Origin of the sequence: Brevundimonas vesicularis (assembly GCF_044807075.1) — a bacterium.
GTDB lineage: Bacteria > Pseudomonadota > Alphaproteobacteria > Caulobacterales > Caulobacteraceae > Brevundimonas > Brevundimonas vesicularis_G.
The window spans coordinates 479,034-499,874 of the sequence record NZ_CP085234.1; the positions used below are offsets into that span (position 1 = coordinate 479,034).

17 protein-coding genes are annotated in these 20,841 nt (G+C 66.5%); 4 read left to right on the top strand and 13 right to left on the bottom strand.

The annotated features are described in order from the left end of the window. Positions 1-64 precede the first annotated feature (64 nt). From LG306_RS02315 to LG306_RS02325, 3 genes are all read right to left on the bottom strand, one after another. Complete coding sequence (locus tag LG306_RS02315) at positions 65-1,102, bottom strand: nucleotidyl transferase AbiEii/AbiGii toxin family protein (RefSeq protein WP_265150955.1); 1,038 nt, start codon at positions 1,100-1,102, stop codon at positions 65-67. Continuing rightward, positions 1,095-1,688 carry a type IV toxin-antitoxin system AbiEi family antitoxin domain-containing protein gene (locus tag LG306_RS02320; protein WP_265150954.1) on the bottom strand — a complete coding sequence of 198 codons (594 nt, stop codon included), beginning with the start codon at positions 1,686-1,688 and terminating at the stop codon, positions 1,095-1,097. Before LG306_RS02320 ends, LG306_RS02315 begins: the two co-directional genes overlap by 8 nt. Before the next feature lie 113 nt (positions 1,689-1,801). After that, the gene (locus LG306_RS02325) at positions 1,802-3,163 is read right to left on the bottom strand and encodes an integrase arm-type DNA-binding domain-containing protein (RefSeq protein WP_354042554.1); all 1,362 of its coding nucleotides are present in this window, start codon (positions 3,161-3,163) and stop codon (positions 1,802-1,804) included. 480 nt (positions 3,164-3,643) lie between these two features. On the opposite strand from LG306_RS02325, the gene qatA reads away from it, so the two are divergent. Genes qatA through qatD form a run of 4 tightly spaced genes read left to right on the top strand, consistent with a single transcriptional unit; the run spans position 3,644 to position 8,606 of the window. Beyond that, complete coding sequence (gene qatA / locus LG306_RS02330) at positions 3,644-5,599, top strand: Qat anti-phage system ATPase QatA (RefSeq protein WP_312734851.1); 1,956 nt, start codon at positions 3,644-3,646, stop codon at positions 5,597-5,599. Further along, the gene (gene qatB, locus LG306_RS02335; RefSeq protein ID WP_404417859.1) at positions 5,599-6,492 is read left to right on the top strand and encodes a Qat anti-phage system associated protein QatB; all 894 of its coding nucleotides are present in this window, start codon (positions 5,599-5,601) and stop codon (positions 6,490-6,492) included. The genes qatA and qatB overlap by 1 nt, the downstream gene beginning before the upstream one ends. Then, positions 6,489-7,841 carry a Qat anti-phage system QueC-like protein QatC gene (qatC, locus tag LG306_RS02340; RefSeq protein ID WP_312734854.1) on the top strand — a complete coding sequence of 451 codons (1,353 nt, stop codon included), beginning with the start codon at positions 6,489-6,491 and terminating at the stop codon, positions 7,839-7,841. The genes qatB and qatC overlap by 4 nt, the downstream gene beginning before the upstream one ends. A gap of 9 nt (positions 7,842-7,850) precedes the next feature. Beyond that, positions 7,851-8,606 carry a Qat anti-phage system TatD family nuclease QatD gene (gene qatD, locus LG306_RS02345; protein ID WP_312734855.1) on the top strand — a complete coding sequence of 252 codons (756 nt, stop codon included), beginning with the start codon at positions 7,851-7,853 and terminating at the stop codon, positions 8,604-8,606. Between the two features lie 120 nt (positions 8,607-8,726). On the opposite strand, the gene LG306_RS02350 is transcribed toward qatD, so the two are convergent. The 10 genes from LG306_RS02350 to LG306_RS02395 all read right to left on the bottom strand — a co-directional run bounded on the left by LG306_RS02350 (position 8,727) and on the right by LG306_RS02395 (position 20,760). Beyond that, positions 8,727-9,851, bottom strand: coding sequence for an acyltransferase (locus LG306_RS02350; RefSeq protein WP_312734858.1), 1,125 nt, complete (start codon positions 9,849-9,851; stop codon positions 8,727-8,729). 423 nt (positions 9,852-10,274) lie between these two features. Beyond that, on the bottom strand, positions 10,275-10,700 hold the full coding sequence (locus tag LG306_RS02355; RefSeq protein WP_312734860.1) for a DUF305 domain-containing protein: 426 nt from the start codon (positions 10,698-10,700) through the stop codon (positions 10,275-10,277). Continuing rightward, entirely contained in the window at positions 10,697-13,285 is a 2,589-nt protein-coding gene (locus LG306_RS02360; protein WP_312734863.1) for a heavy metal translocating P-type ATPase, read from the bottom strand. Before LG306_RS02360 ends, LG306_RS02355 begins: the two co-directional genes overlap by 4 nt. A 9-nt stretch (positions 13,286-13,294) precedes the next feature. Then, on the bottom strand, positions 13,295-13,426 hold the full coding sequence (locus LG306_RS02365; protein WP_312734866.1) for a hypothetical protein: 132 nt from the start codon (positions 13,424-13,426) through the stop codon (positions 13,295-13,297). 11 nt (positions 13,427-13,437) lie between these two features. After that, on the bottom strand, positions 13,438-14,049 hold the full coding sequence (locus LG306_RS02370) for a methyltransferase (protein ID WP_404417866.1): 612 nt from the start codon (positions 14,047-14,049) through the stop codon (positions 13,438-13,440). Next, positions 14,046-14,651, bottom strand: coding sequence for a cation transporter (locus LG306_RS02375; RefSeq protein WP_312734875.1), 606 nt, complete (start codon positions 14,649-14,651; stop codon positions 14,046-14,048). The genes LG306_RS02370 and LG306_RS02375 overlap by 4 nt, the downstream gene beginning before the upstream one ends. After that, positions 14,648-17,872, bottom strand: a complete 3,225-nt coding sequence (locus LG306_RS02380; RefSeq protein WP_312734880.1) for a CusA/CzcA family heavy metal efflux RND transporter — start codon at positions 17,870-17,872, stop codon at positions 14,648-14,650. Before LG306_RS02380 ends, LG306_RS02375 begins: the two co-directional genes overlap by 4 nt. A gap of 12 nt (positions 17,873-17,884) precedes the next feature. Further along, complete coding sequence (locus LG306_RS02385) at positions 17,885-19,105, bottom strand: efflux RND transporter periplasmic adaptor subunit (protein ID WP_312734886.1); 1,221 nt, start codon at positions 19,103-19,105, stop codon at positions 17,885-17,887. Continuing rightward, the gene (locus tag LG306_RS02390) at positions 19,105-20,358 is read right to left on the bottom strand and encodes a TolC family protein (RefSeq protein WP_312734888.1); all 1,254 of its coding nucleotides are present in this window, start codon (positions 20,356-20,358) and stop codon (positions 19,105-19,107) included. The genes LG306_RS02385 and LG306_RS02390 overlap by 1 nt, the downstream gene beginning before the upstream one ends. A gap of 57 nt (positions 20,359-20,415) precedes the next feature. Further along, positions 20,416-20,760, bottom strand: a complete 345-nt coding sequence (locus tag LG306_RS02395) for a hypothetical protein (protein ID WP_312734890.1) — start codon at positions 20,758-20,760, stop codon at positions 20,416-20,418. Positions 20,761-20,841: the final 81 nt, after the last annotated feature.

The window sequence follows — 20,841 nt, forward strand, 5'->3', positions numbered from 1 at the left end:
TTACATTGGGCATAAGTTGGTAATGTAAGGCTCTGAAACTGGCGGGCCTGCGGACAGCCTTGAGCTAGCTGTTGATCGTTTCTTCAAGCGCGGCAACTTTCGCGAGTATCTCATCGAATGACGGCGGTGTCTGGTCAAACATCATCGGCGCCATAGCCCGATAGTCGGCTCGGAGGTCTTTAACCCGTGCGTCGTCCGGCATCAGCCGGAGCGTGCCTGGCCGAGCTGTTTCGTAGCTGGCCCAGCCTGAACGGAAGAAGGTGGCTTTGTGCTGCGCCACCTGCGCTAGCAGGTCGAGATCGGCAACGGCGGCTTGGCCCTCGTCCGTGTGGAGGAGCATGGCGAGATCGTAATAGTGCCGCGAGAAATACGGCGGCGTCGGTGACTGGGCGGGGCGGTGCGCCTCCGCATGGAGCGCGGTCGCCTTTTCCCAGAAGGTCCGCCGCGCTGACAGCACGGTCACGCTGGCGTCGGGATCGGTGAAGAAGTCCGGATAGTCGTCGGCCGCATAGGGGCGGATGACTTTCTCCTCGGTCGGCCAGGGATCGCCCCGCGCGCCGAGCTCGAATTTTACCCGCGGGGTGATGTAAGCCATGCCGTCGTATTCGGCAGCAGGCAGCGCGGTCGGATAATGGAAGTTGACGGTTTGGGCGTCGTTGGCGTCTACCTCCAGCGACCACTCGCCGTTGGTTGGCTCGCCGAGTTGTTCGACGATCGCGGCACGAAGCGCCGGGAGAAATTTCTCGGCGATGTGCCGCTCGACGTCGCCCACCAGGTCGTCGATAAGTCGGGCCGCCTGCTTCCTGCTGATCCCCTCCTTCTCGGGGTCGCGCTCGCCGGTGTATCCGAGTTCGGCCCGGTCGAACGATAGGTCGATGTCCTCGGAGAACCGACGGATGGCGTTGAACGCCTTGGAGAGCGATGTGCCGCCCTTGAAGACGAGGCTTGCCGTGGTGCCCTTCGGCATGCCGAACAGGCGCTTCAGGCTCCAGCAGACCCAGAAGTCCTTTTCGATGATCGTGTCGGCGACGCCTCGGCCGGCGCCGGTCTCCCCGAAGAGAGCTGCGCGATCGGCGCTGGGAAGGCGGGCGACATCATCCATCGATATTGGCCATCGATGCGTTGGCGATCGATACGAGCGTTGGCCTCATCCAGGCAGGGGCTTGAAGGGCGGTTGAGGCCAGAGTCTTCTTGTCGCTGGCCGACAGCTGGCGCGCCGCAACCTGCGCGACATCAGCCGCCCGAACGGGGCCAACATGGCGAAGCGCTTGAACCACCGTCCCGGCGGGGCTGCCCGGTGCGATCAGATGCTTGGGCGAGGCGTGGCGAAGATCTACGACGCGCTTTCCCAGCACGACACGACGCGACGGACCATCGGTCAGATAAGTGCTTTGTGCCGGGACTTGCGCCGACAGGCCGAGCGCGTTTGCTGCCCGCGCGCCGGCGATCTGCACCTGGGAGCCGGTCTCCCTAGCAAGCGCATGTGCTACATCGTCCGGCGCAGGCGACAGTGGCCCGAGCTTCGGATGCAGCTTTGGGAAGTCGTAGAGCCCGCGCGCAAGCCGACGGAGCTGTCCGCCCTTTACCAACCGCGAAAGGGCCTGATCGACCGAGGAGCGAGTGGCGACAGAGAGAAAGTCGCTGGGCGTGAAGACACTGCCACGTCCGCTAGCGCGAACGCGTGTCATGACCCGATCCGGAACGGAGGCGCTTACCGTCTTCATATGTCAGAAAATAAGACATGTTTTTCTGACTTGCAAGTAGCGGCGTGCCTAGGTTGGCAGCGCCGCCACCTTGCCTGCTACGCAGCGGCGCGTGGCCGCTCGTTTTGCGCCTCGCCGGCATCCGGCGCCGAGGCTTGTTGAAGGAAACGAGCGAGTGCAGCGCGGCGAGAGTCGCGGTCCACGGCGTAGGCCGTTTGCTTGAACTCGATGCCGTCGAGCAAGCCCTGGATGTAACCGGCGATCGTGTCGGCGGCCATGATAAGCGCTGTATCGAGCGTGTGTATGTAGTTGCTGGTGACCGAGCCCTTTGAGTGTCCAACGAGAGCGGCGATCGTCACCTCCGTGAAGCCGAGATCGTTTGCGATGCTGGCAAAGCTGTGCCGCAAGACATGCGGGGTGATGTCGGCCAGCGGCGTATCTCTGAATATCTGCTCCCAATGGTTCGGAAGGCTTCCGAACGCGTTGTCGTCTCCGTGTCCGGGAAACACGTACGTGCCTGTGCGAGCCCTCCGACTTGCTTCGAGATACTCGACGACAGGGAGTCCGATCGGGCGGATGGAGCTTCCCTCCTTACTGTCAACCAGACGCAAGCAACTCGCGCTCGTGTCCGCCTCCGCCCACGCGAGCGTCACCATCTCAGTCCGCCGGCATCCGGTGAGCGCGAGCTGGCGTATGATCTCAACTGATAGCTCGTATTTCTCTGTCTTGGCCGCCTTATGCAATATCTCGCCGAGCAGCCGATATTCTGCTTCGGTCAGACGCCGCGCCCGGACGTTGTCCTTCGGCCGCCTGACACCGTGCGCCGGATTCAGATCGATGATGCCAGCCTCGACTGCGTAGGTCAGTATCCCGCCAAAGAGCCCTATCGTGCGCGTCGCCGTACCCGCTCCACCACGCACGATGGCACGGCCGCGAAGCTTCTTCGTCTTGACGCTGCAGCGAGTCTTGCCGGCCATGATGTCCTTCAGGGCCTTCGTAATATCCGCCTTCACCAAATCCTTGACCCTGCGTGTTCCAAGCAAGGGAATGATGTGACGCTCGATGCGCCCCGTGTCGGACAGGATGGTGCTGGCTTTCTTGGGGCGGCCTCCCTTGCCGAGGATGAGGCCGGCTTTCAGATCGCCAACGTAGAGCTCACACAGCTCCTTGACGGTGATCGCCTTGCTGTCGAGCTGCTTCTCTTCAGCCGGATCTTCGCCCTGCGCGATCCGTCCCAACTGCACCTTTGCCTCCTGGCGCGCGCGCTCAGGCGTCCAGACTCCGTGCAATCCGATTGTGAAGCGCCGCGACCGCTTGCCGAGCCGATACTGGATCACGTAGCTGCGCTTGCCGGACGCGAACACGCGGAGGCCGAAGCCGGGCAGTTCATCGTCCCATATGACGTAATCTTTTGCGCGACTTTCTGCGGCGTCTACGACGCGTTTTGTGAGCTTAGACATGGGCTTCCTCCGACCCTACTGCTTCCTCTCGCGTAAGCACCACGTAAGCACGCGGGCGAAAACTGTGGCGAACAGAAGAGTAGGTTCGGCGGAGGCAAAATGCAAATTGTTTAGGTTTTACAGTAGGATAGGCGGTCATCGGCGGCTCCTTGCGCTTTTTGGCGGAGCCAGCGATATTCCCTCCGAAGGCAGAGGTCACAGGTTCGAATCCTGTCGGGTGCGCCATTCCCTCCCTGGTTGTCCGGTTTCCGGAAACTTGACTCCTGTTTCACTAACGCGACTCAAGGCTCGTGGCGGACGTTGGGAGCGTCCGCTTATGGCATAGGACTATAAGTCTGCGAGGAGGGCTACCGACACAGCTCTTGCGCGCAAAGAGTGCAATGACCACACTCTGGCCAAGATCAGAATGAGCAGCCCGATGCCTGACGGCAAATAAACGGACGCGCTCTGATCCGGGAAGATTTGGCGGGGGCGCTGAGGGTGATACTGACCGACAACGAGACGAAGGTCGATCTTCTCAACAATGAGGCGATCGCAGCTACTATCGTTGAACTCCTTCGGGAGCGTCCAGACCGTCCAGTCACGATAGGCGTTCACGGTGATTGGGGCGCGGGCAAGTCCAGTATTCTCGAAATGATAGACGCAGGCCTGGCGTCCAACGACAAGGTCCTCTGCATCAAATTTAACGGCTGGCGCTTCCAGGGATTCGAGGATGCGAAGATCGCCCTGATCGAGGGCATCGTTACAGGCCTTATCGAGAAGCGGCCGCTCCTCACTAAGGCCGGCGACGCCGTCAAAGACATCTTCCGTCGGATCGATTGGCTGAAGGTAGCCCGCCATTCGGGTGGGCTCGCATTCACGGCGTTCACGGGCATACCCACGCCGGATCAGATCGGCGCGGTCGTCGGAACCCTAAAAGGGATCTTCGACAACCCCTCCGCGCTGGCGACTAAGGAGAACTACGACAAGGCCATCGACGGCGTCGAAGGTCTGTTCAAACCGGGCGAATCCAAGAACGTGCCCGAAGAGATAGACGCCTTTCGGAAGGCGTTCGACGACCTCCTCGACAAGGCCGGGATCGACCAACTGGTGGTGTTGATCGACGATCTGGATCGTTGCCTCCCTGATACCGCGATCGAGACCTTGGAGGCGATTCGCCTCTTCGTTTTCACAGACCGGACCGCCTTCGTCGTGGCCGCCGACGAAGCCATGATTGAATACTCCGTGCGCAAGCATTTTCCGGAGTTGCCCGATACGACGGGACCGCGCGATTACGCGCGGAACTATCTCGAAAAGCTTATCCAGATTCCGTTCCGCATCCCGGCTCTGGGCGAAACCGAGACCCGGATTTACGTCACGTTGCTCTTGGTCGGTGCAGAGCTGGGCGACGACGATTCCGCCTATCAAAAGCTGATCGGTGCCGCCCGTGAGATTCTCAAACGGCCGTGGCAAGCCGCAGGTCTAGACGCCCAGACGGTCAAGATCGCCCTCGGCGATCAGGCCGCCGCGAAGGTTCAAACCGCCTTGGCTCTGAGCGATCAAATCGGCCCGATCCTCGCCAGCGGCACGCAGGGCAATCCCAGGCAGATCAAGCGCTTTCTGAACACCCTCCTGCTCCGTCACCAGACCGCTACAGCGAGAGGCTTCGGCGATGAGGTGAACCTGCCCGTTCTCGCCAAGCTGATGTTGGCGGAGCGCTTCATGTCGCGCCTGTTTGATCAGATCGCGAGCGCCGCAGCTCAGCACCCGGAAGGCAAATGCGAAGACCTCGCCGCCCTGGAAGCTGACGCCCGTTCGCAGAAGGAAAAGCCCAAGGCTGGTCGCGCCAAGTCGAAGACGGAAGAAGGAGACAGAGCCCCGACTACCCCGAGCAAGGAAAGTCCCACTCTCGCAGAATGGAAAGCGGCGGACGCTATCCGTACGTGGGCGAACCTTCCACCCGAGATCGGAAAGCTCGATCTCAGGCCGTACCTCTTCGTCACGAAGGATCGAAAAGACTATTTCGGGTCGGCATCCGCCCTCGGGCGCTTGGCCGCCGTCGTCGAAAAGCTGCTGGGCCCGAAATTGCAGGTGCAAGGCTTCGAGGGCGAGCTTAAAGAGTTGGTCCCGGCGGAAGCCGCACAAGTCTTCGAGGCACTTCGCGGACGGATCGTCGGTGGCGACTCCTTTGACACCGAACCCCCGGGCGTCGCCGGGCTTGGCGTCTTGGTCCGCGCGCATCCGGCCCTTCAGGGCAATCTCCTCGACCTTCTGGAAGCACTGCCCGGAGACAGATGCGGGCCGTGGGTCGCTGGCGGCTGGGAGGCGATCATCAAGGATGCGAACGCGACGGCCCGCTTCGACAAGCTTCTGGAACGCTGGTCCGGCTCCAAGTCGGCTATGCTTAAGGCGACCGCATCGGCGGCGCTGCGCACGCGCAAGGGAGGGCCGCGATAATGGGTACCTCGAGCTCATTCGGCGGCGCTTCGGGCGCGACACCCCTCGTGCCGAGTTGGTTGGATGACGGCGCTGGCGGCGGTGGAACGCCACCAAGTGACGGCACGCAGCCTGTCGATGGCGCATCTCCCGCTGACGGCACGCCCGCGCCGTCAGTCCCGGCCGCCCCGACCGCGCAACCGACGCCACGTTTGGCATCCTCCAACCGATACACCTCCGCACGCAGCAACCTAACACGGTTCGCGAGCTCCGGCGGCTCCGACCGTCGGAGCTTGGGCCGCGCGGTCTCGCAATATGTCTCGACCGCGTCCGGCGGATCGAGGCAGGCAGCGGCGCGGATGGGCTCGTCGCGAGGCTCAGCCGCGAAGCTCGTCAACTTCCTCAGCGACGCCCAGGCCAACGGTGCCCGTGAAGCACTGAAATCTCTCAATCTGGAAGCCTTGGCGGGACGCCCGATTGAAGAGGTCTTCATCGGCCTTGCCGACTATGTTTGCCCCGAGGGCGGAACCATCGATGAGGGCATCGCACGCGATGCATTCATCGAGACGATTGCCGATCTATCGAATGCCGGGATCACGGATATCGACGGACTGACGACCGAGCAGATTCAAACCGTCTTCGAACTCTATGCGACCCATGCCATCGAGGCCCGGCTGTGCAACGATATCGGTTTGAAGACCGTTCGGATGCCCGCCGACGTCAGCGCCGCTCAACGAGTTCAATCGCAGCTGCGCGACTTCATCCAGCGCGGCGTCAGCGACGCGCTCAACACCGCACAACGAGACACCTCGCAGCCGCTGACGATAGACCGCACGCTGACCTTCGTCACAAGCGTCTATCAGTCCGCGTTCGCGATCCTTCAGACCCTCGGAGACGCGGAGGCGGACAAATGAGTCGACACGTTCTCATCGGTCGCTTCGGCGATACGGATACCTTGAACGTCCCGAAGGCTGGCGACGAGAGCGCATCTTCGCTTCAGTTACTGACCTTCGGCAAACGGGTGGATCACGGCATAGGACGCGCCTTCGACGACCTCAGGGCGCTTGGCCTACGACCAAGCGAGATCGGTGCCGATCTCCTCGTCGTGGCTGCGCATGTGCATGCCGCCGACACGCGGATTTCCAGAAGCTCGGAATCTCAAGACGGCTGGACGCGGGAACTCCGCCTGGTCGTCCCCGTAAGCGACCCTTCTCGTTGGACTGGGGCAGCACCGATCCTCAAGCGAGCTCTGGATTTCCTAACAGGTGATCGCTGGGAGATCGGGTTCAGGTCGCGCCCCAAGGACTTCGACACCATCGTACCTCCGATGGATGCGAGCCTGATCCCGCCACCATTCGACGGGGTGAGCCTCTTCTCGGGCGGTCTCGATAGCCTCATCGGTGCGATCGATACTTTGGAAGCTAAAGAGAAGCCCCTGCTCGTCAGCCACGCCGGCGAAGGGCTCGTGAGCAAATCCCAAGAGCAATGCTTCGACGGCCTCAAAGCCGCCTATCCGAAGGCTTCGTTCGACCGACTGCGTATGTGGATGGCGTTCGATCAAGGCCTCGTGGACAACGTGGACTCCGAGGAGACGACCCGCGGCCGTTCGTTTTTGTTCTTCTCGCTCGGGATCGCCGCCGGGACGGCGCTCGACAAGCCGTTCACGCTCAAAGTTCCGGAGAACGGGCTCATTGCGCTGAACGTGCCACTCGATCCTCTACGGCTCGGCGCCCTCAGTACGCGAACGACCCATCCCTTCTACATGGCACGGTGGAACGAGCTGTTGGCCGCACTCGGTCTCCAAGCGTCCGTCGACAATCCTTATTGGAACAAGACCAAGGGCGAGATGGTCAGCGAATGTTCCGGTCCTGCCACCTTGAAGAGTCTCGCCCCCAAGTCGCTTTCGTGTTCCTCGCCCAGCAAGGGAAGGTGGTCGAAGAAGCCGCAAGGGCACTGCGGCTACTGCCTACCATGCCTTATCCGCCGCGCTTCGCTGTCCAAGGGCGACACCACGACCTACGGCGTCCCGGATCTGAAGGCCCAGGCGCTCGACACGAAAACGGCCGAAGGTGTTCAAGCCCGTTCGTTCCAACTCGCCTTCGACCGCCTCAAGGCACGCCCGACCTTGGCGAAACTCCTGATCCATAAGCCGGGCCCCTTAAGCGATGACCCGGCTCGTCTGGACGAACTCGCCGATGTCTATCGTCGCGGATTGGAGGAAGTCGGGAAATTGCTGCATGGCGTGAAAACCGTTCCCGGCTAGTAGTCCGCAATGAGTACCCACGCCCTTATCGATTTTCACTGTCACCTCGACCTCTACCCGGATCACGTCCAGGCGATTGCCGATTGTGAGCGAGAGCGCGTGTTCACCTTGGCCGTGACGACGACGCCCAAGGCCTGGACCAGAAACCATGAGCTGACCAAGGACACGAAATACGTCCGGGCGGCGCTCGGCTTGCATCCGCAATTGGTCGGGCAACGCGCCCAGGAAATCGGCCTTTGGGAAGAACTTCTTCCTCAGACTCGGTATGTCGGTGAAGTCGGCCTAGATGCCGGGCCACGCTTTTATCGCTCCTTTGAAGCGCAGAAAGCCGTGTTCGAACGCGTGCTCACGGCGTGCGCCCGCGCGGGCGACAAGGTGCTCACCATACACAGCATCCGCGCCGCCAAGACCGTTCTAGACATGCTCGAACAGCATCTTCCGGCGCGGCGCGGCACGGCGGTGATGCATTGGTTCACGGGCTCGCAATCCGAGGCGCGACGCGCCGTCGATCTCGGCTGCTACTTCTCGGTCAATCACGAAATGCTCGCGAGCACGAAGCATGCGGAACTGGTGCGAACCCTCCCGCTAGATCGACTTCTCACCGAGACAGACGGCCCCTTCACGAAGCGTGAGAACCGTCCGGCGAAGCCGAGCGATGTAAGTGCGGCGGTCGCCCAACTAGCTCAACTGCTCGGGCGACCACATGAGGCTGTCGCCGAACTGCTGCTCTGTAACCTGAGGTGCATACTAACATCAGGAGGCTAACCACCGCGTCCATATCCCTTCACCTTCCCGGTCCTTGACTGCAGCGTCTGCCGCCGAGGCGATCGCTCTATTTCGGGGCGATGCGGATGGTGCCGTCGAGGGGGATCGGCGACACACCCTTCAGGCGATTGGGCGATGGGAACTCACGCCCGGCTGCGGCGGTCTTCGCCGCGGCGGATTAAGCCAAGCTTGCACTGGGCCATCGAAGCCGTATCGGAACATCGCCGCCGCCGCAAACGCCGAGGCGACACCCAGCGTCCAGACGCCCCAGCGAACGGTCGCCGGCCAGGCCGCCTGGCCAAAGGCGTCGAACGCGCCAAACCAGACGATCCGGGTCACTTCGTTGGTCAGGAACATGGCGAAGGACATGAGACCGAGCTGCTCGATCAGGCGCGACGGCCGCGCCACGGGCAGGGCTCCGGCGGCCCAGATCATGAGGGTGAGCAGGAGAAGGGAGACCAGGGCGAGATCGGACACGGCTTGGGCCGCGATCAGACCCGCGAACGCTGCGAGCCCGATCCACGCCGCACGGACTGGCGGGACCCAGACGCGCGCGCCCAGGATCGCGGCCGCGACACCCAGCAGAAACAGGGGCAGCGCCCGGATGAATCCGTGACGGAGCGGAAGCCGGTAGAGAGGTTCGCCCAACCACGCACGGCTCGCCCCATCCGCCGCCAGGAGCAGGACCACGACGCCCGCGATCACGAGCCAGGGCCGGAGGCGCCAGAGCGCCCTGCAGATCCACGGCAGCGCCAGATAGCAGCCCAGCAGGGCCGACAGCGTCCAGGTCGGCGCGTTCCAGCCCTGCCCGCCGGGGACGCCGTAAGCCTGGACAAGGAAGACCTGGGCCGGAAGCTCGGGCCAGGCGAACCATTGCGGGTTGCTGGGACGGATTCCGACAGCGGCGGCGGTCGCGACTAGCAGCGCAAGCGCGGCGATGACGACGATATGGGATGGCGCAACGCGAAGAAGCCGTTGGCGCACATAGACGGGCAGCGGAAGGGTGCGGTTGGCCAATCCCTCCCCGTAGATGCGCGCGAGGACGTAGCCGGAGTCGATGATGAAGAAGTTCGTCAACAGGTAGCCACGGTCGAAGACGGGATGAACCTCGCCGAGCGCAACGGGCGCGGCCTCGCGGAAATGGTAGAGGATGGTCAGGGCGGCCGCGACGAAGCGCAGGACGTCGAGCCATCCCCCGCGCGCGATCCGAACCGGAGCCCGCGTGGTCGCCTCCCCGACCGTCATCCGTCGGACCCGACAGAACCGCCGTCGCCTGAGACGGTGTGCCTGTGGGGGTTGAGGCTGATCTGGTCGCGACCGACGTACAAGGCCGCAGATGCGAGAAGGCAGACCAGTGCCATGATCACGGCCATCAGCCGGCCCGTAGGGTCCTTTGCCGCCATACGGAACGTCAGAGCGCTCAACGGCAGCATCACCCCGCCGAATGCGACGTATAGGGGGATCCGATAGGTCGTCGCCAAGGGGACGGCCACGCAGAAGACGACGAGAGCGGCCGTCAGGCTGACCCCCACCGCGATCAGTGTGTCCCGGATCGGGCGGAACGGCGCCGGCGGACGGGGGCGCCTGGATCGGCCCCGGGCGCGGTATTTGCCTGGACGCCAGCGGGGTGCCCGGCTGTGGATCGTGGAACGCTTTGAGCCCATCGGCCTAGTTCGGCTGGCTCGCGCGGGTGGCCAGCCATACCCGCATGCGGACCATCTCCGCCTCCTGGGTCCGGATGACCTCTTCGGCAAGGCCGCGAACCTCCGGATCGGAGCCGTGCTCAAGCGCGATCCTGGCCATGGCGACTGCGCCCTCGTGGTGCGCGATCATGCCCCGCATGAAATCGACGTCGGCGTCGCCGCTGTAGTCGATCTCCATGGCCGAGTGCATCCGGGCGTTCGCCTCCTTGAAGGATCGGGTCGCCGGGCTGTCGGCCGCCGCGTCGCTGTGGCCGGCGTGCTGATCGATCGGTCGCGCATCGACCGCGACGGTCGCGGACGGTCTCGCGGCTTGGCGGGACAACATTCCGAAGCCGAACATCGAGACGAGAAGGAAGAGGGCGATCACGCTGACCCATCCGATGCGTTTCATAGGGGTTCTCCTGTGCTTGGGTTCACGAGTTCACGCGGCCTCTCGGGACCCCGCCAGGCGAGCAGACGCAGCGCGTTGAAGACGACCAGCAGCGTCGATCCCTCGTGGAGCGCGACCGCCGGACCGATGCCGAGCCCGAAGATCGTCGCCGGGACGAGGAAGGCGACCACGCCGAGGCTGACGAACAGGTTCTGGCGGATGATGCGGCGGGTCTGCCGGCTGAGGCCGACGGTGAACGGCAGCTTGGACAGATCGTCGGCCATCAGGGCGACGTCGGCCGTCTCCAGAGCGACGTCCGATCCGGCCGCGCCCATGGCGACACCCACGGTCGCCGTCGCCATCGCCGGGGCGTCGTTGACCCCGTCTCCGACCATGGCGACCTTGGCCTCCGACCGCAGTTTCTTGATGGCCTCGACCTTGTCCTCCGGCATCAGGTCGCCCCAGGCCTCGGTCAAGCCAACCTGCCCGGCGACCGCCTGGGCGGCCTTCTGGTGGTCGCCCGAGATCATGATCATCCGGCGGATGCCGAGCGCGCGCAGCGCCGTCAGCGTTTCGCGCGCCTTCGCCCGGGGCGTGTCCAGAAGTCCGATGACGCCGAGGTCCTTGTTCCCCTGCCGCACCACCATAAGGGTGCGGCCCTCGTTGCGCAGGGCGGCGACCGCGATCTCCGTATCGGGGCCCAGCGGCGCGATGCCGTCGGCGCCGAACATCTCCGGCTTGCCGATCCAGATCTCCTTCCCCTCCAACCGGGCGGTGACCCCCTTCCCCGTCAGGCTGCGCAGATCCGTCGCGGTTCGCGCGGGCGCGGTCGCCAGGCGCTGGCTTCCATCCCGGACGATCGCCTCCGCGAGCGGATGGTCGCTGAGCCGTTCGACGGCGACGGCGATCTCCAGCAGCTCGTCTTCGGTCGTCTGGCCGAAGGGCACGACATCGGTGATCCGCGGCTTGCCTTCGGTGAGGGTTCCGGTCTTGTCGAAGGCGATGGCATCCAGCGCGCCGAGGTTCTCCAGCGGCGCCCCACCCTTCACCAGGACCCCGGCCCGGGCCGCCCGGGCCACGCCGGACAGCACCGCGCTGGGCGTGGCGATGGCCAGGGCGCAGGGGCTCGCCGCCACCAGCACCGCCATCGCGCGGTAGAAGCTGTCGCGGAAGGGCTCGTCGACGACCACCCAGGCGAACAGGAGAACGAAGGCCAGACCGAGGACCAGGGGGACGAAGACGCGCTCGAATCGGTCGGTGAAGCGCTGCGTCGGCGACTTCTGGGTCTCGGCCTCGCTGACCATCCGGACGACCTTGGCCAGGGTCGTGTCGTTGGAGCGCCGCGTCGTCTCGATCTCGATCGCGCCGCCGCCATTGATCGTGCCGGCGAAGACCACCGACGACGACGCGACCGATGCGGGCCTGGCCCGCGCCTCCTCGGCGTCCGCGACCGGCTGCTTGTCGACCGGGATGCTCTCGCCGGTGACCGGCGCCTGGTTGACGCTGGACGTGCCCTTGATCACGAAGCCGTCGGCCGGCAACCGCTCGTTCGGCCGGACGACGACCAGGTCGCCGATCTCCAGCTGCTCCACGGGCAGTTCGACGACCTGATCGCCGCGTCGCACATGGGCGGTGCGCGGCGCCAGGGCCGCCAGCGCCTCGATCGCCTTCTTGGCGCGGCCCATGGCGTAGTGCTCGAGCGCGTGCCCCAGGCTGAACAGGAACAGCAGCAACGCCCCCTCCGCCCAGGCGCCCAGCGCGGCCGCGCCGGCAGCCGCCACCAGCATCAGGGTGTCGATCTCGAACCGCTTGCGCCGCAGGTTTTCGATGGCTTCGCCGACCGTGAACCAGCCGCCCAGGGCGTAGGCGATCAGGAAGAGCGCGAACGGCAGCACCTCCGGGAGGGCCGGAACGAATTTCTCGATCAGCCAGCCGACCGTCAGGGCGACGCCGCTCCCGACGGCGAAGATCAGCTCGGTGTTCGGCCCCAGCACCCCGCCATGGCTATGGTCATGGCCGTCGCCCTCGGAATGGCCGTGGTCGTGTCCATCGCCCTCAGCGTGTCCGTGATCGTGGCCGTCGTCCGGACTATGACCCGACGCCGCGTTCCGGGCCGCTTGCGGCGCCGGACCCACAGCCGCCGATGGGCCGGCGACGTCCGACGTCTCCGGCAATTTGAGACCAAGAGACGCCAGGCGCTCGACCAATCTCTCGCGGCTCGTGGCCTGACTGTCGAACTCCAGACGCAAGGCACCCGCCGGATCCAGCGCGGCTTCGATGACGCCGGCTTCATCGCCCAGCTCGGCCGCGAGCGTGCGGGCGTGGCGCGCATGCCGGACGCCTTGCACCCGTCCCGTCAGGTGGCCGAACCGCTCGCTGACCTCGGCGCCGGCCTGCCGCGCCCGCCGTCTGACCTGGGCCAGCGACAGCAGGTCCGGATCATAGTGGATGCAGAGCTCCGCGCCGTCCGCGCCCTCGACCAGATGCGCCTCCGACACGCCCGCCTCGGCCCGCATGAGGGCGATCAGACGTCCCACGCAGCCGTCCTCGGCGTCAGGCGCGTGGGGAAGAAGGACGGGAATATTGAGCCGGAGGGTCTTGGGCATGGTCGGGCCTCAGGGGAGGTCGCGGGTAGGGTTGGAGCGTTCGGGGATGAGAAGACCGGCGCCGTGCATGGCTGCGCCCGCAGCGAAGGCGGCGAGGGCCAAGATTGCGCTGAGCAGGGTGACGAGACGTTTGCGGTTCACCTCGCACCTCCTCAGGGCAATGCGACGACGGCGTCGAGCCAGCCGATCGCCTGGAGGCGCTCCAGCCCCTCGAACACGGGCAGCGCCAGGAGAAAGACCAGGCCGTCGCGGACGGTCTTGAGGAAGAACGACGGGCGGACCGACAGCTCCGCCTCATCCCGCCAGAGGCGAGGATCGGGCAGGAAGCGCGGGGTCCGCTCGAAATACGCCCGGTAGGTCTCGCCGAAGGCGGTCCCCAGGTAACTCTCCTCGCGTCTCGCGACGATCAGGAAGACCCCCCAGCAGGCCAGGGCGAACGCGAGGCCGACGCTGAGGCTGCCGGTCTGGGCGCCGACCCCGAAGGCCCCGATGACGCTGAAGACGTAGAGCGGATTGCGGCACAGCGAATAGGGTCCGCTGGTGACGATCTCCTGCTTCTTGCGCCCGCCGATATAGAGGGAGCACCAGGCGCGTCCGAGCACGCAGACCATGATCGCCACCATGCCAAGATGCTCGACCGGGTGTTCGAGCCCGGGCAGCGCTCGCACCAGAGCGGTCCAGGCCAGCAGGGCGAACAGGGCCGCGCCGATGAAGAGTTTCCGCCAACGCTGGACCGAGGCGATGTCGATCAGGGGCGGGCTCATGCGTCCGCCTCCGGTCCGTCGCGTCGCGCGGCCCGGGCGTCGCCGAGGATGTCGAGCCCCCCCTTGGCCGCGATGGCCGCGACTAGGACGCCGACCACCAAGTCGGGCCAGGCCTGGTCCAGCCACATCACCAGACCGCCGGCGACGAGGATACCGCCGTTGGACGCGAAATCGTTGAGGCTGAAGGTCTCGGCGGCCTTCATGTTGACGTCGCTGCTCTGCTGGCGGCGGATGAGCATGAGGCAGATCAGGTTGATGACCGCGGCGATGACGGCGAGGACCATCATGGTCGGGCCGACCGGTTCCGTCCCGGTCAGCGTCCTGCGCAGGGCGTCGAGCAGGACGAGGACCGCGAAGATCAGCAGCATCACGCCGGAGACCTGCGCCGCGCGGGTTTTCCAGATCAGGGCCCGGCCGACCGCGAGGAAGCTGATCAGATAGACGGCCGCGTCGGATCCGTTGTCCACGGCGTTGGCCAGCAGGGCGCTGGAGTCGGCGGCGAGGCCGCCGACTCCCAGGCCCACGAACAGCAGAGCGTTTAGGGCCAGAACCGCCAGCAGGATGCGGCGCTGGACCTGCTCCGTCTCGTGGGCCCCGCTCATTCCTCCAGTCCTTCCGCGGCGCGGTGCTTCACAGCCTTGGCCGCGAAGGTGGGGAGGACCAGGAGGGTGAGGGCCGTTGCGGTCAACAGACCGCCGATGACCACGGTCGCCAGAGGCTTCTGCACCTCGGCGCCGGCTCCGTGGGCGATCGCCATCGGGATGAAGCCGACGATCGCCACCAGGGCCGTGGTCAGGACCGCCCGCACACGGCTGGAGGCACCCTCGATGGCCGCGACCATGGGTTCCGCTCCGGCCTGGAGTCGTTCGCGGATCGCCTGCATCAGGACCAGGCCGTTCAACGTCGCCACGCCGGAGACGGCGATGAAGCCGACCGCTGCGGACACCGAGAAGGGCATGCCCCTCAACAGCAGGGCCAGCGCCCCGCCGACTAAGGCCAGGGGTACGCAGGCGAAGACCAGACCGGCCTCCGCGAAGGAGCCCAGGGCCATGAACAGCAAGATGCCGATCAGGATGAAGACGACGGGGATGACCAGACCCAGCCGCTGCTCGGCCCGCTTCAGGTTCTCGAACTGGCCACCCCAGGTCAGGGAGTAGCCCGCCGGAAGTTGAACCTGTTCCTGCACGCGCGCTTGGGCGTCCGTGACGAAGCCGCCCAGATCGCGCCCGCGCACATTGGCCTGGACCACCATGCGCCGGCTGCCGTCGTTGCGGCTGATCTGGTTCTGGCCTTCCGCGATCTGGATGCGGGCGACCGAGGACAGGGGCACCGTGACGCCGGTTGTCGTCGTGATCGGAAGCGCTGCGAGCGCCGCCGGATCGTTGCGGACCTCATCCGCCAGGCGGACCACCACGTCGAAGCGACGGTCGCCTTCGAAGATCTGCCCCGCCTCGGCGCCGCCGATGGCTGCGGAAACGGCGTTGGAGACCTCCGCCGCGGACAGGCCGTAGTTGGCCGCCGCGAAGCGATCGACGCTGACCGTCAGGGTCGGCAGGCCGGAGGCCTGTTCGACCCGCACATCAGCCGAGCCCGGGGTACTTCGCAGGACATTCGCCACTTGGTCGGCCGAGGCCTGCAGCTGGGTGAAGTCATCGCCATAGACCATGACCGCGAGGTCGGTCCGGACGCCCGAGATCAGTTCGTTGAACCGCAGCTCGATCGGCTGGCTGAACTCGAAGCTGTTGCCCAGCTGGGCCGAGGCCAGTTCCTCGAACCGCGCGATCAGCTCTTCCTTCTCCAACCGTGGATCCGGCCATTCCTTACGGTCCTTCAGGATGATGACCGCGTCGGAGATGTTCGGCGGCATCGGGTCGACGGCCGCCTCCGCGGTGCCGGTTCGGGCAAAGATGGTCTCCACCTCCGGCTGGGCCGCGATGGCGCGCTCGATCGCCATCTGCATGGCGAGGGACTGTTCCAGCGAGGCCGACGGAACGCGCAGCGCCTGCATGGCGATGTCGCCTTCGTCCAGCGTCGGGATGAACTCCCGGCCCAGGGTGGTGAAGGCGACGCCGCCCACCGCCAGCGCGCCCAGCGCCGCGATCAGGACGATCTTGGGACGGCTGACGGCCGCCCGGATCGCCGGTTCGGCCCAGCGGCGGACCCAGCGGATGATGAAGGTCTCGTGCTCGTGCGCGTGACCGTGCTCGTCCACGTCGACCTTCTTGGGCTCACGCACCAGCAGCGCCGTCATCGCCGGCACGAAGGTGAAGGAGAAGATGAAAGCCCCGACGAGGGCCAGCATGACGGTGGCGCCCATCGGAATGAAGGTCTTGCCCTCGACCCCCTCGAGCATCAGCAGGGGGGTGAAGACGAGCAGGATGATCAGTTGGCCGAAGGCGGCCGGCTTGACCATCTTCATCGCCGCGGCCCCGGCGACGCCCAGGCGCTCTTTGCGCGTCAGCGCCCGACCGACCTCGATCCGCTTCTGCGATAGCATCAGAAGCGTACTTTCGACGACGATGACCGCGCCATCGACCAGAAGGCCGAAGTCCAGCGCGCCCAGGCTCATCAGGTTACCGCTGATCCCGAACCGGTTCATGCCGATGATGGCGAACAGGAAGCTGACCGGGATCATCAGCGCGGTGATGCTCGCGGCGCGGATGTTTCCAAGCAGCAGGAACAGCACCACGATCACGAGCAGCGCGCCCTCGGTCAGGTTCCGAGCCACGGTCGCGATGGTCTTGTTGACCAGCGCGCTGCGATTCAGGACCGGCTCGGCGACGATGCTCGGCGGCAGGCTGGCGCCGACTTCCTCAAGACGTTCGGCGGCGGCCTGGGCGACGGTGCGGCTGTTGCCGCCCGCCAACATTAGGGCGGTGCCGATGACCGCTTCGTGGCCGTCGCGGCTCGCGCCGCCGAGACGCGGCGCCTGGCCGACCTCGACGGTGGCGACATCGGCGACCCGGACGACGAGACCGTTGCGGTTGACGACGGGCGCCTGGGCCAGATCCGGAATGGTCTGGGCCAAGGCGTCGGTGCGCACGGTCAGGGCTTCACCCGAGCGCTGGACATAGCCCGCGCCCGCCTGGGTGTTGGCGTTCTCAAGAGCCTGGATCAGATCGCCGAGGCCGAGACCATAGCTGGCGAGACGCGCCGCGTCGGGGCGGACGGCGAACTCCTTCACATAGCCACCGTTGACATCGACACCGGCCAGGCCGGCCGCCGTGCGCATGCGCGGGGCGATAATCCAGTCCTGAACGGTGCGCAGATAGGTGGCCCGCGCCTGCGGCGTGGTCAGAAGCTCCCCTTCCGGCGTCAGATAGGCGCCGCCAACCTGCCAGCCGGGCTCACCCGGTTTGGCGAGGTTCTGGGAGTTGAACGGCTTGTAGTCGACCGTCCACATCAGCACTTCGCCCAGCCCCGTGGTAATCGGGGCCAGACCCGGTTCGACGCCTTCGGGCAGGTTCTCCCGGGCCTGGGCCATCCGTTCGGCCACCTGTTGGCGGGCGAAGTAGATGTCGGTCTGGTCAGTGAAGATGACCGTGACCTGGCTGAAGCCGTTGCGGCTCAGGGAGCGGGTGCTTTGCAAGCCGGGAATGCCGGCCATGGCGGTTTCAAGCGGATAGGTGACTTGCCGCTCCATCTGCTCGGGCGCGAGTGCCGGGGCGATGGTGTTGATCTGGACCTGCCGATTGGTGATGTCCGGCACGGCGTCGATGGGCAGCTTGGTCAGCTGGAACAGACCCCAGGCCGAGACGAGGGCCGTTGCGAGAACCACGAACCATCGGAATTTGACCGAGGCTTCGATGATGAATTTGAACATGCGATCGCCCCCCTAGTGACCGTGCTCGGCCTCGCCCTTGGCGAGTTCGGCCTTGAGCAGGAAGGCGTTGGCGGAAGCGATGCGTTCGGAGCCGGTCAGGCCGCGCAGGATTTCGGTGCGCCCGGCGGCCTGGCGGCCGGCGAGCACCTGGACAGCCTGGAAGCCGCCCTGGACTTGCACGAAGACCACAGTGTTGCCGTCGACGGTCTGGACCGCTTCCGACGGCACGGTCATGCCGCCCGAGGTCGCCTGTCCGGTGACCACCGAGCCGGACACGGCGGACCCGGCGGGCGGCAGGGTTCCCGAAGACGGACGGGCGCGGATGACGGTCGCTCCGCTCTCGTTCAGACCGGCGTCCGCGGCGACCCCGGTGACGACCGCGTCGAACTCGCCGGACGGCCCGGTGACCCGCATCGCCGCGCCCGGGCGAACATTCGCCGCAAGGGCGGGAGGCGCGTTGAACACCATCTCGACGCGGGCCGGGTTGGACACTTCGGCGACCACGCCGCCCTGGGCGACGAAGCCGCCCGGTCCGACCTGCACATTGCTCACCACGCCCGAGATCGGGCTGGTCACGTTGAGCCGTCCTGACGCATTGGGCGAGCCCGCGGCTGCGGACCGCGCCCGAGCCGCACGGGTCGCTGCCTCGGCGCTGAGAAGCTGCGCCCGCGAGGCCTCGACCTCCTGGCGGGCGACCACGCCCTGTTCGGACAGGTTGCGGTTCCGCTGATAGGCCTGACGCGCGGCCTCGGCGGAGGCCGCCGCCGCATCGGCGTCGGCGCGGAAGGTGGCGGCTTCACCGCTGACCAGGCTGACGAGCGGCTGGCCGGCGCGAACCGACTGGCCGGGCGCCACAAGCACCCGCTCGACCCGGCCGCCAACCGCAGCGGCGACCGCAGCGCGGGAATCGACCATCGGCTCGACCCGCCCCGCCAGACGCGTCTCCGCCCCGCCGCCGGCGCTTACGCCGACGACGGAGATGCCGGCCGCCTGGATCTGCGCGGCGGTCAGTTCGACGCGGCCCTCTTCGGCCTCGCCCTCCTCGGCATGCCCGGCCTCGCCTTCCGCATGCCCGCCTTCCTCTTCGCCATGGCCGGCTTCGCCCTCCGCGGCCGCCGGGGCAGGCGGCGCGTCGGCGCCTCGCGTGGCGAGATAGAGCCCGCCGCCGCCAAGGACGACGAGGGCGGCGACGCCGCCGATCAACAGGGTCTTGTTGGATGTGCGCTTGCGCATCACTGGGCTCCTTGGAAGGGGGCGCGGCCGTCCAGGCGCGCGAGATCGATCTCGGCGCGGACGCGCGCGAGACGGGCGTCGACCGCGGCGGACCGCGCGTTGACGAGGGCGGTTCGGGTGACGCGCAGTTCGACCTGGGAGATGCGACCGGCCTCGAAGCCGATCCGCGACAGGCGGTAAGCTTCTTCGGCCGCGGTGACGCCGGCGTCGGCGGCCGCCACGCGGCTCACCGAGGCGGCCAGGCGCGCCACCGCGGCGGCCCGGTCGGCCTGTGCCTCCTGCCGCGCCGACATCAGGCGGGCGTCGGCCGCCCTGAACTCGGCCTGCGCCGCCTCGATGTTCCCCCGGTTCCGGTCGAACAGCGGCAGCGGCATGCTGATCCCGAACGTCAGGGCGGTGGCGTCCTCGGCCTCGAAGCGGCGAATGCCCACGCTGGCGTTGATGTCCGGGCGGGCCTGGACGCGTTGCACGTCGATTCGGCGCTCGGCGGCCGTGCGCTCGGCCTCGGCCACGCGCACGGTGGGCGCGTCGCTGATCGCGGAGCCCACCCCGGTCGGCGCCTGGTCCAGCAGGCTGGCGTCGATGCGCGTCACGGGCGACGGGATCATCGCCACGGCCGTGAGGCGAGCGTAGGCGGCGTCCCGTTCGGCGACGGCTTCGTCAAGGGCGGCGCGGGCTGACGCGACCTCGGCCTCGCCCTGGATGCCGCGCAGGAGCGGCTCGCGCCCCTCCTCCACCAGCGCCAGGGCGGCGCGGGCGTCGGCCAGGGTCAGGGTCAGGACCTCGTCCGCTAGGGCCGCGCGGCGCTGCGCCGCCTCGGCTTCGGAATAGACCAGGGCCAGGCGACCGGCGGCGTCGATCACCGCAAGATCGCGCTGCAGGCCGACGGCGCCGGCCTCGGCGCGCGCGGCGGCGATGCGGCTCGCGCGGCGTCCCCATAGTTCGAGGTCCGTGCTCAATGCGAGGGTCGTGTCGGCGTTGTCCATCCCCGAGAAGGGGCCGGAGCCGTACGCGTTCTCGACATCGAGCCCGAGCACGGGGTTGGGGCGTACACGGGCCTGACGCACGCGGGCCTCCGCGGCGTCGAGGTTCGCGCCCGCCTCCAGGGTGGCGGGCGTCTGGCCGAGCTGCGCGAGCAGCTGGGCGTAGGTTGGGGCGGGGTCAGCCCAGGCGGGACTGACCAGAGTCGCTGCGATCGCAGCAAGCGCGCAGCCGACCGCGAGACCCGGTCGCCGGCGAGATGTGGGAGACATGTTCCATTTCCAGATTTCTGATCACGAAGAGGCGCCCGAAAGGGCGCAGGCCTTCGGTCAGACTCTGGGCGGTCGCTTCAGTCCGTCGGGCGTGACCGAGGCCAGGACGTCATCGTGGCGGCCGCTTTGCAGCAGCAGTTCGCCGAACGCGGGCGCAATGGCGTCGACGCCGTGAGTGCGCGCCGTGGAGGTATGGTGGCAGTGTCCGTGGGCGCAGATGCCATGGTTCCCGGACGGGTCGCCGTGGTCGCCGTCGTCGGGATTGTGATCGACGAACGCGTGGGCCGCGGGGGGCTCCGGCATGCAGGTCGCGGCGTCGACGGCGGGCGCGAAGAAGAAGGCGGCGAAGACGAGTGTCATCGCCGCGATCAGCTTCGCCCATGTCGTCATCGACGAGTTCATCGCGCGTTCGTTACTTCCGTTCTCCAGAGGTGGCAATCTGTTACAAAGTCCAGGGGCCTCCGAACACCCTGCCAGCGGCGA

Excerpts from the sequence above, each read along its gene's own strand:
- LG306_RS02315 (WP_265150955.1), bottom strand. The coding sequence starts at position 1,102 with ATGGATGATGTCGCCCGCCTTCCCAGCGCCGATCGCGCAGCTCTCTTC.
- LG306_RS02320 (WP_265150954.1), bottom strand. The coding sequence starts at position 1,688 with ATGACACGCGTTCGCGCTAGCGGACGTGGCAGTGTCTTCACGCCCAGC.
- LG306_RS02325 (WP_354042554.1), bottom strand. The coding sequence starts at position 3,163 with ATGTCTAAGCTCACAAAACGCGTCGTAGACGCCGCAGAAAGTCGCGCA.
- qatB (WP_404417859.1), top strand. The coding sequence starts at position 5,599 with ATGGGTACCTCGAGCTCATTCGGCGGCGCTTCGGGCGCGACACCCCTC.
- qatC (WP_312734854.1), top strand. The coding sequence starts at position 6,489 with ATGAGTCGACACGTTCTCATCGGTCGCTTCGGCGATACGGATACCTTG.
- qatD (WP_312734855.1), top strand. The coding sequence starts at position 7,851 with ATGAGTACCCACGCCCTTATCGATTTTCACTGTCACCTCGACCTCTAC.
- LG306_RS02350 (WP_312734858.1), bottom strand. The coding sequence starts at position 9,851 with ATGACGGTCGGGGAGGCGACCACGCGGGCTCCGGTTCGGATCGCGCGC.
- LG306_RS02355 (WP_312734860.1), bottom strand. The coding sequence starts at position 10,700 with ATGAAACGCATCGGATGGGTCAGCGTGATCGCCCTCTTCCTTCTCGTC.
- LG306_RS02360 (WP_312734863.1), bottom strand. The coding sequence starts at position 13,285 with ATGCCCAAGACCCTCCGGCTCAATATTCCCGTCCTTCTTCCCCACGCG.
- LG306_RS02370 (WP_404417866.1), bottom strand. The coding sequence starts at position 14,049 with ATGAGCCCGCCCCTGATCGACATCGCCTCGGTCCAGCGTTGGCGGAAA.
- LG306_RS02375 (WP_312734875.1), bottom strand. The coding sequence starts at position 14,651 with ATGAGCGGGGCCCACGAGACGGAGCAGGTCCAGCGCCGCATCCTGCTG.
- LG306_RS02380 (WP_312734880.1), bottom strand. The coding sequence starts at position 17,872 with ATGTTCAAATTCATCATCGAAGCCTCGGTCAAATTCCGATGGTTCGTG.
- LG306_RS02385 (WP_312734886.1), bottom strand. The coding sequence starts at position 19,105 with ATGCGCAAGCGCACATCCAACAAGACCCTGTTGATCGGCGGCGTCGCC.
- LG306_RS02390 (WP_312734888.1), bottom strand. The coding sequence starts at position 20,358 with ATGTCTCCCACATCTCGCCGGCGACCGGGTCTCGCGGTCGGCTGCGCG.
- LG306_RS02395 (WP_312734890.1), bottom strand. The coding sequence starts at position 20,760 with ATGAACTCGTCGATGACGACATGGGCGAAGCTGATCGCGGCGATGACA.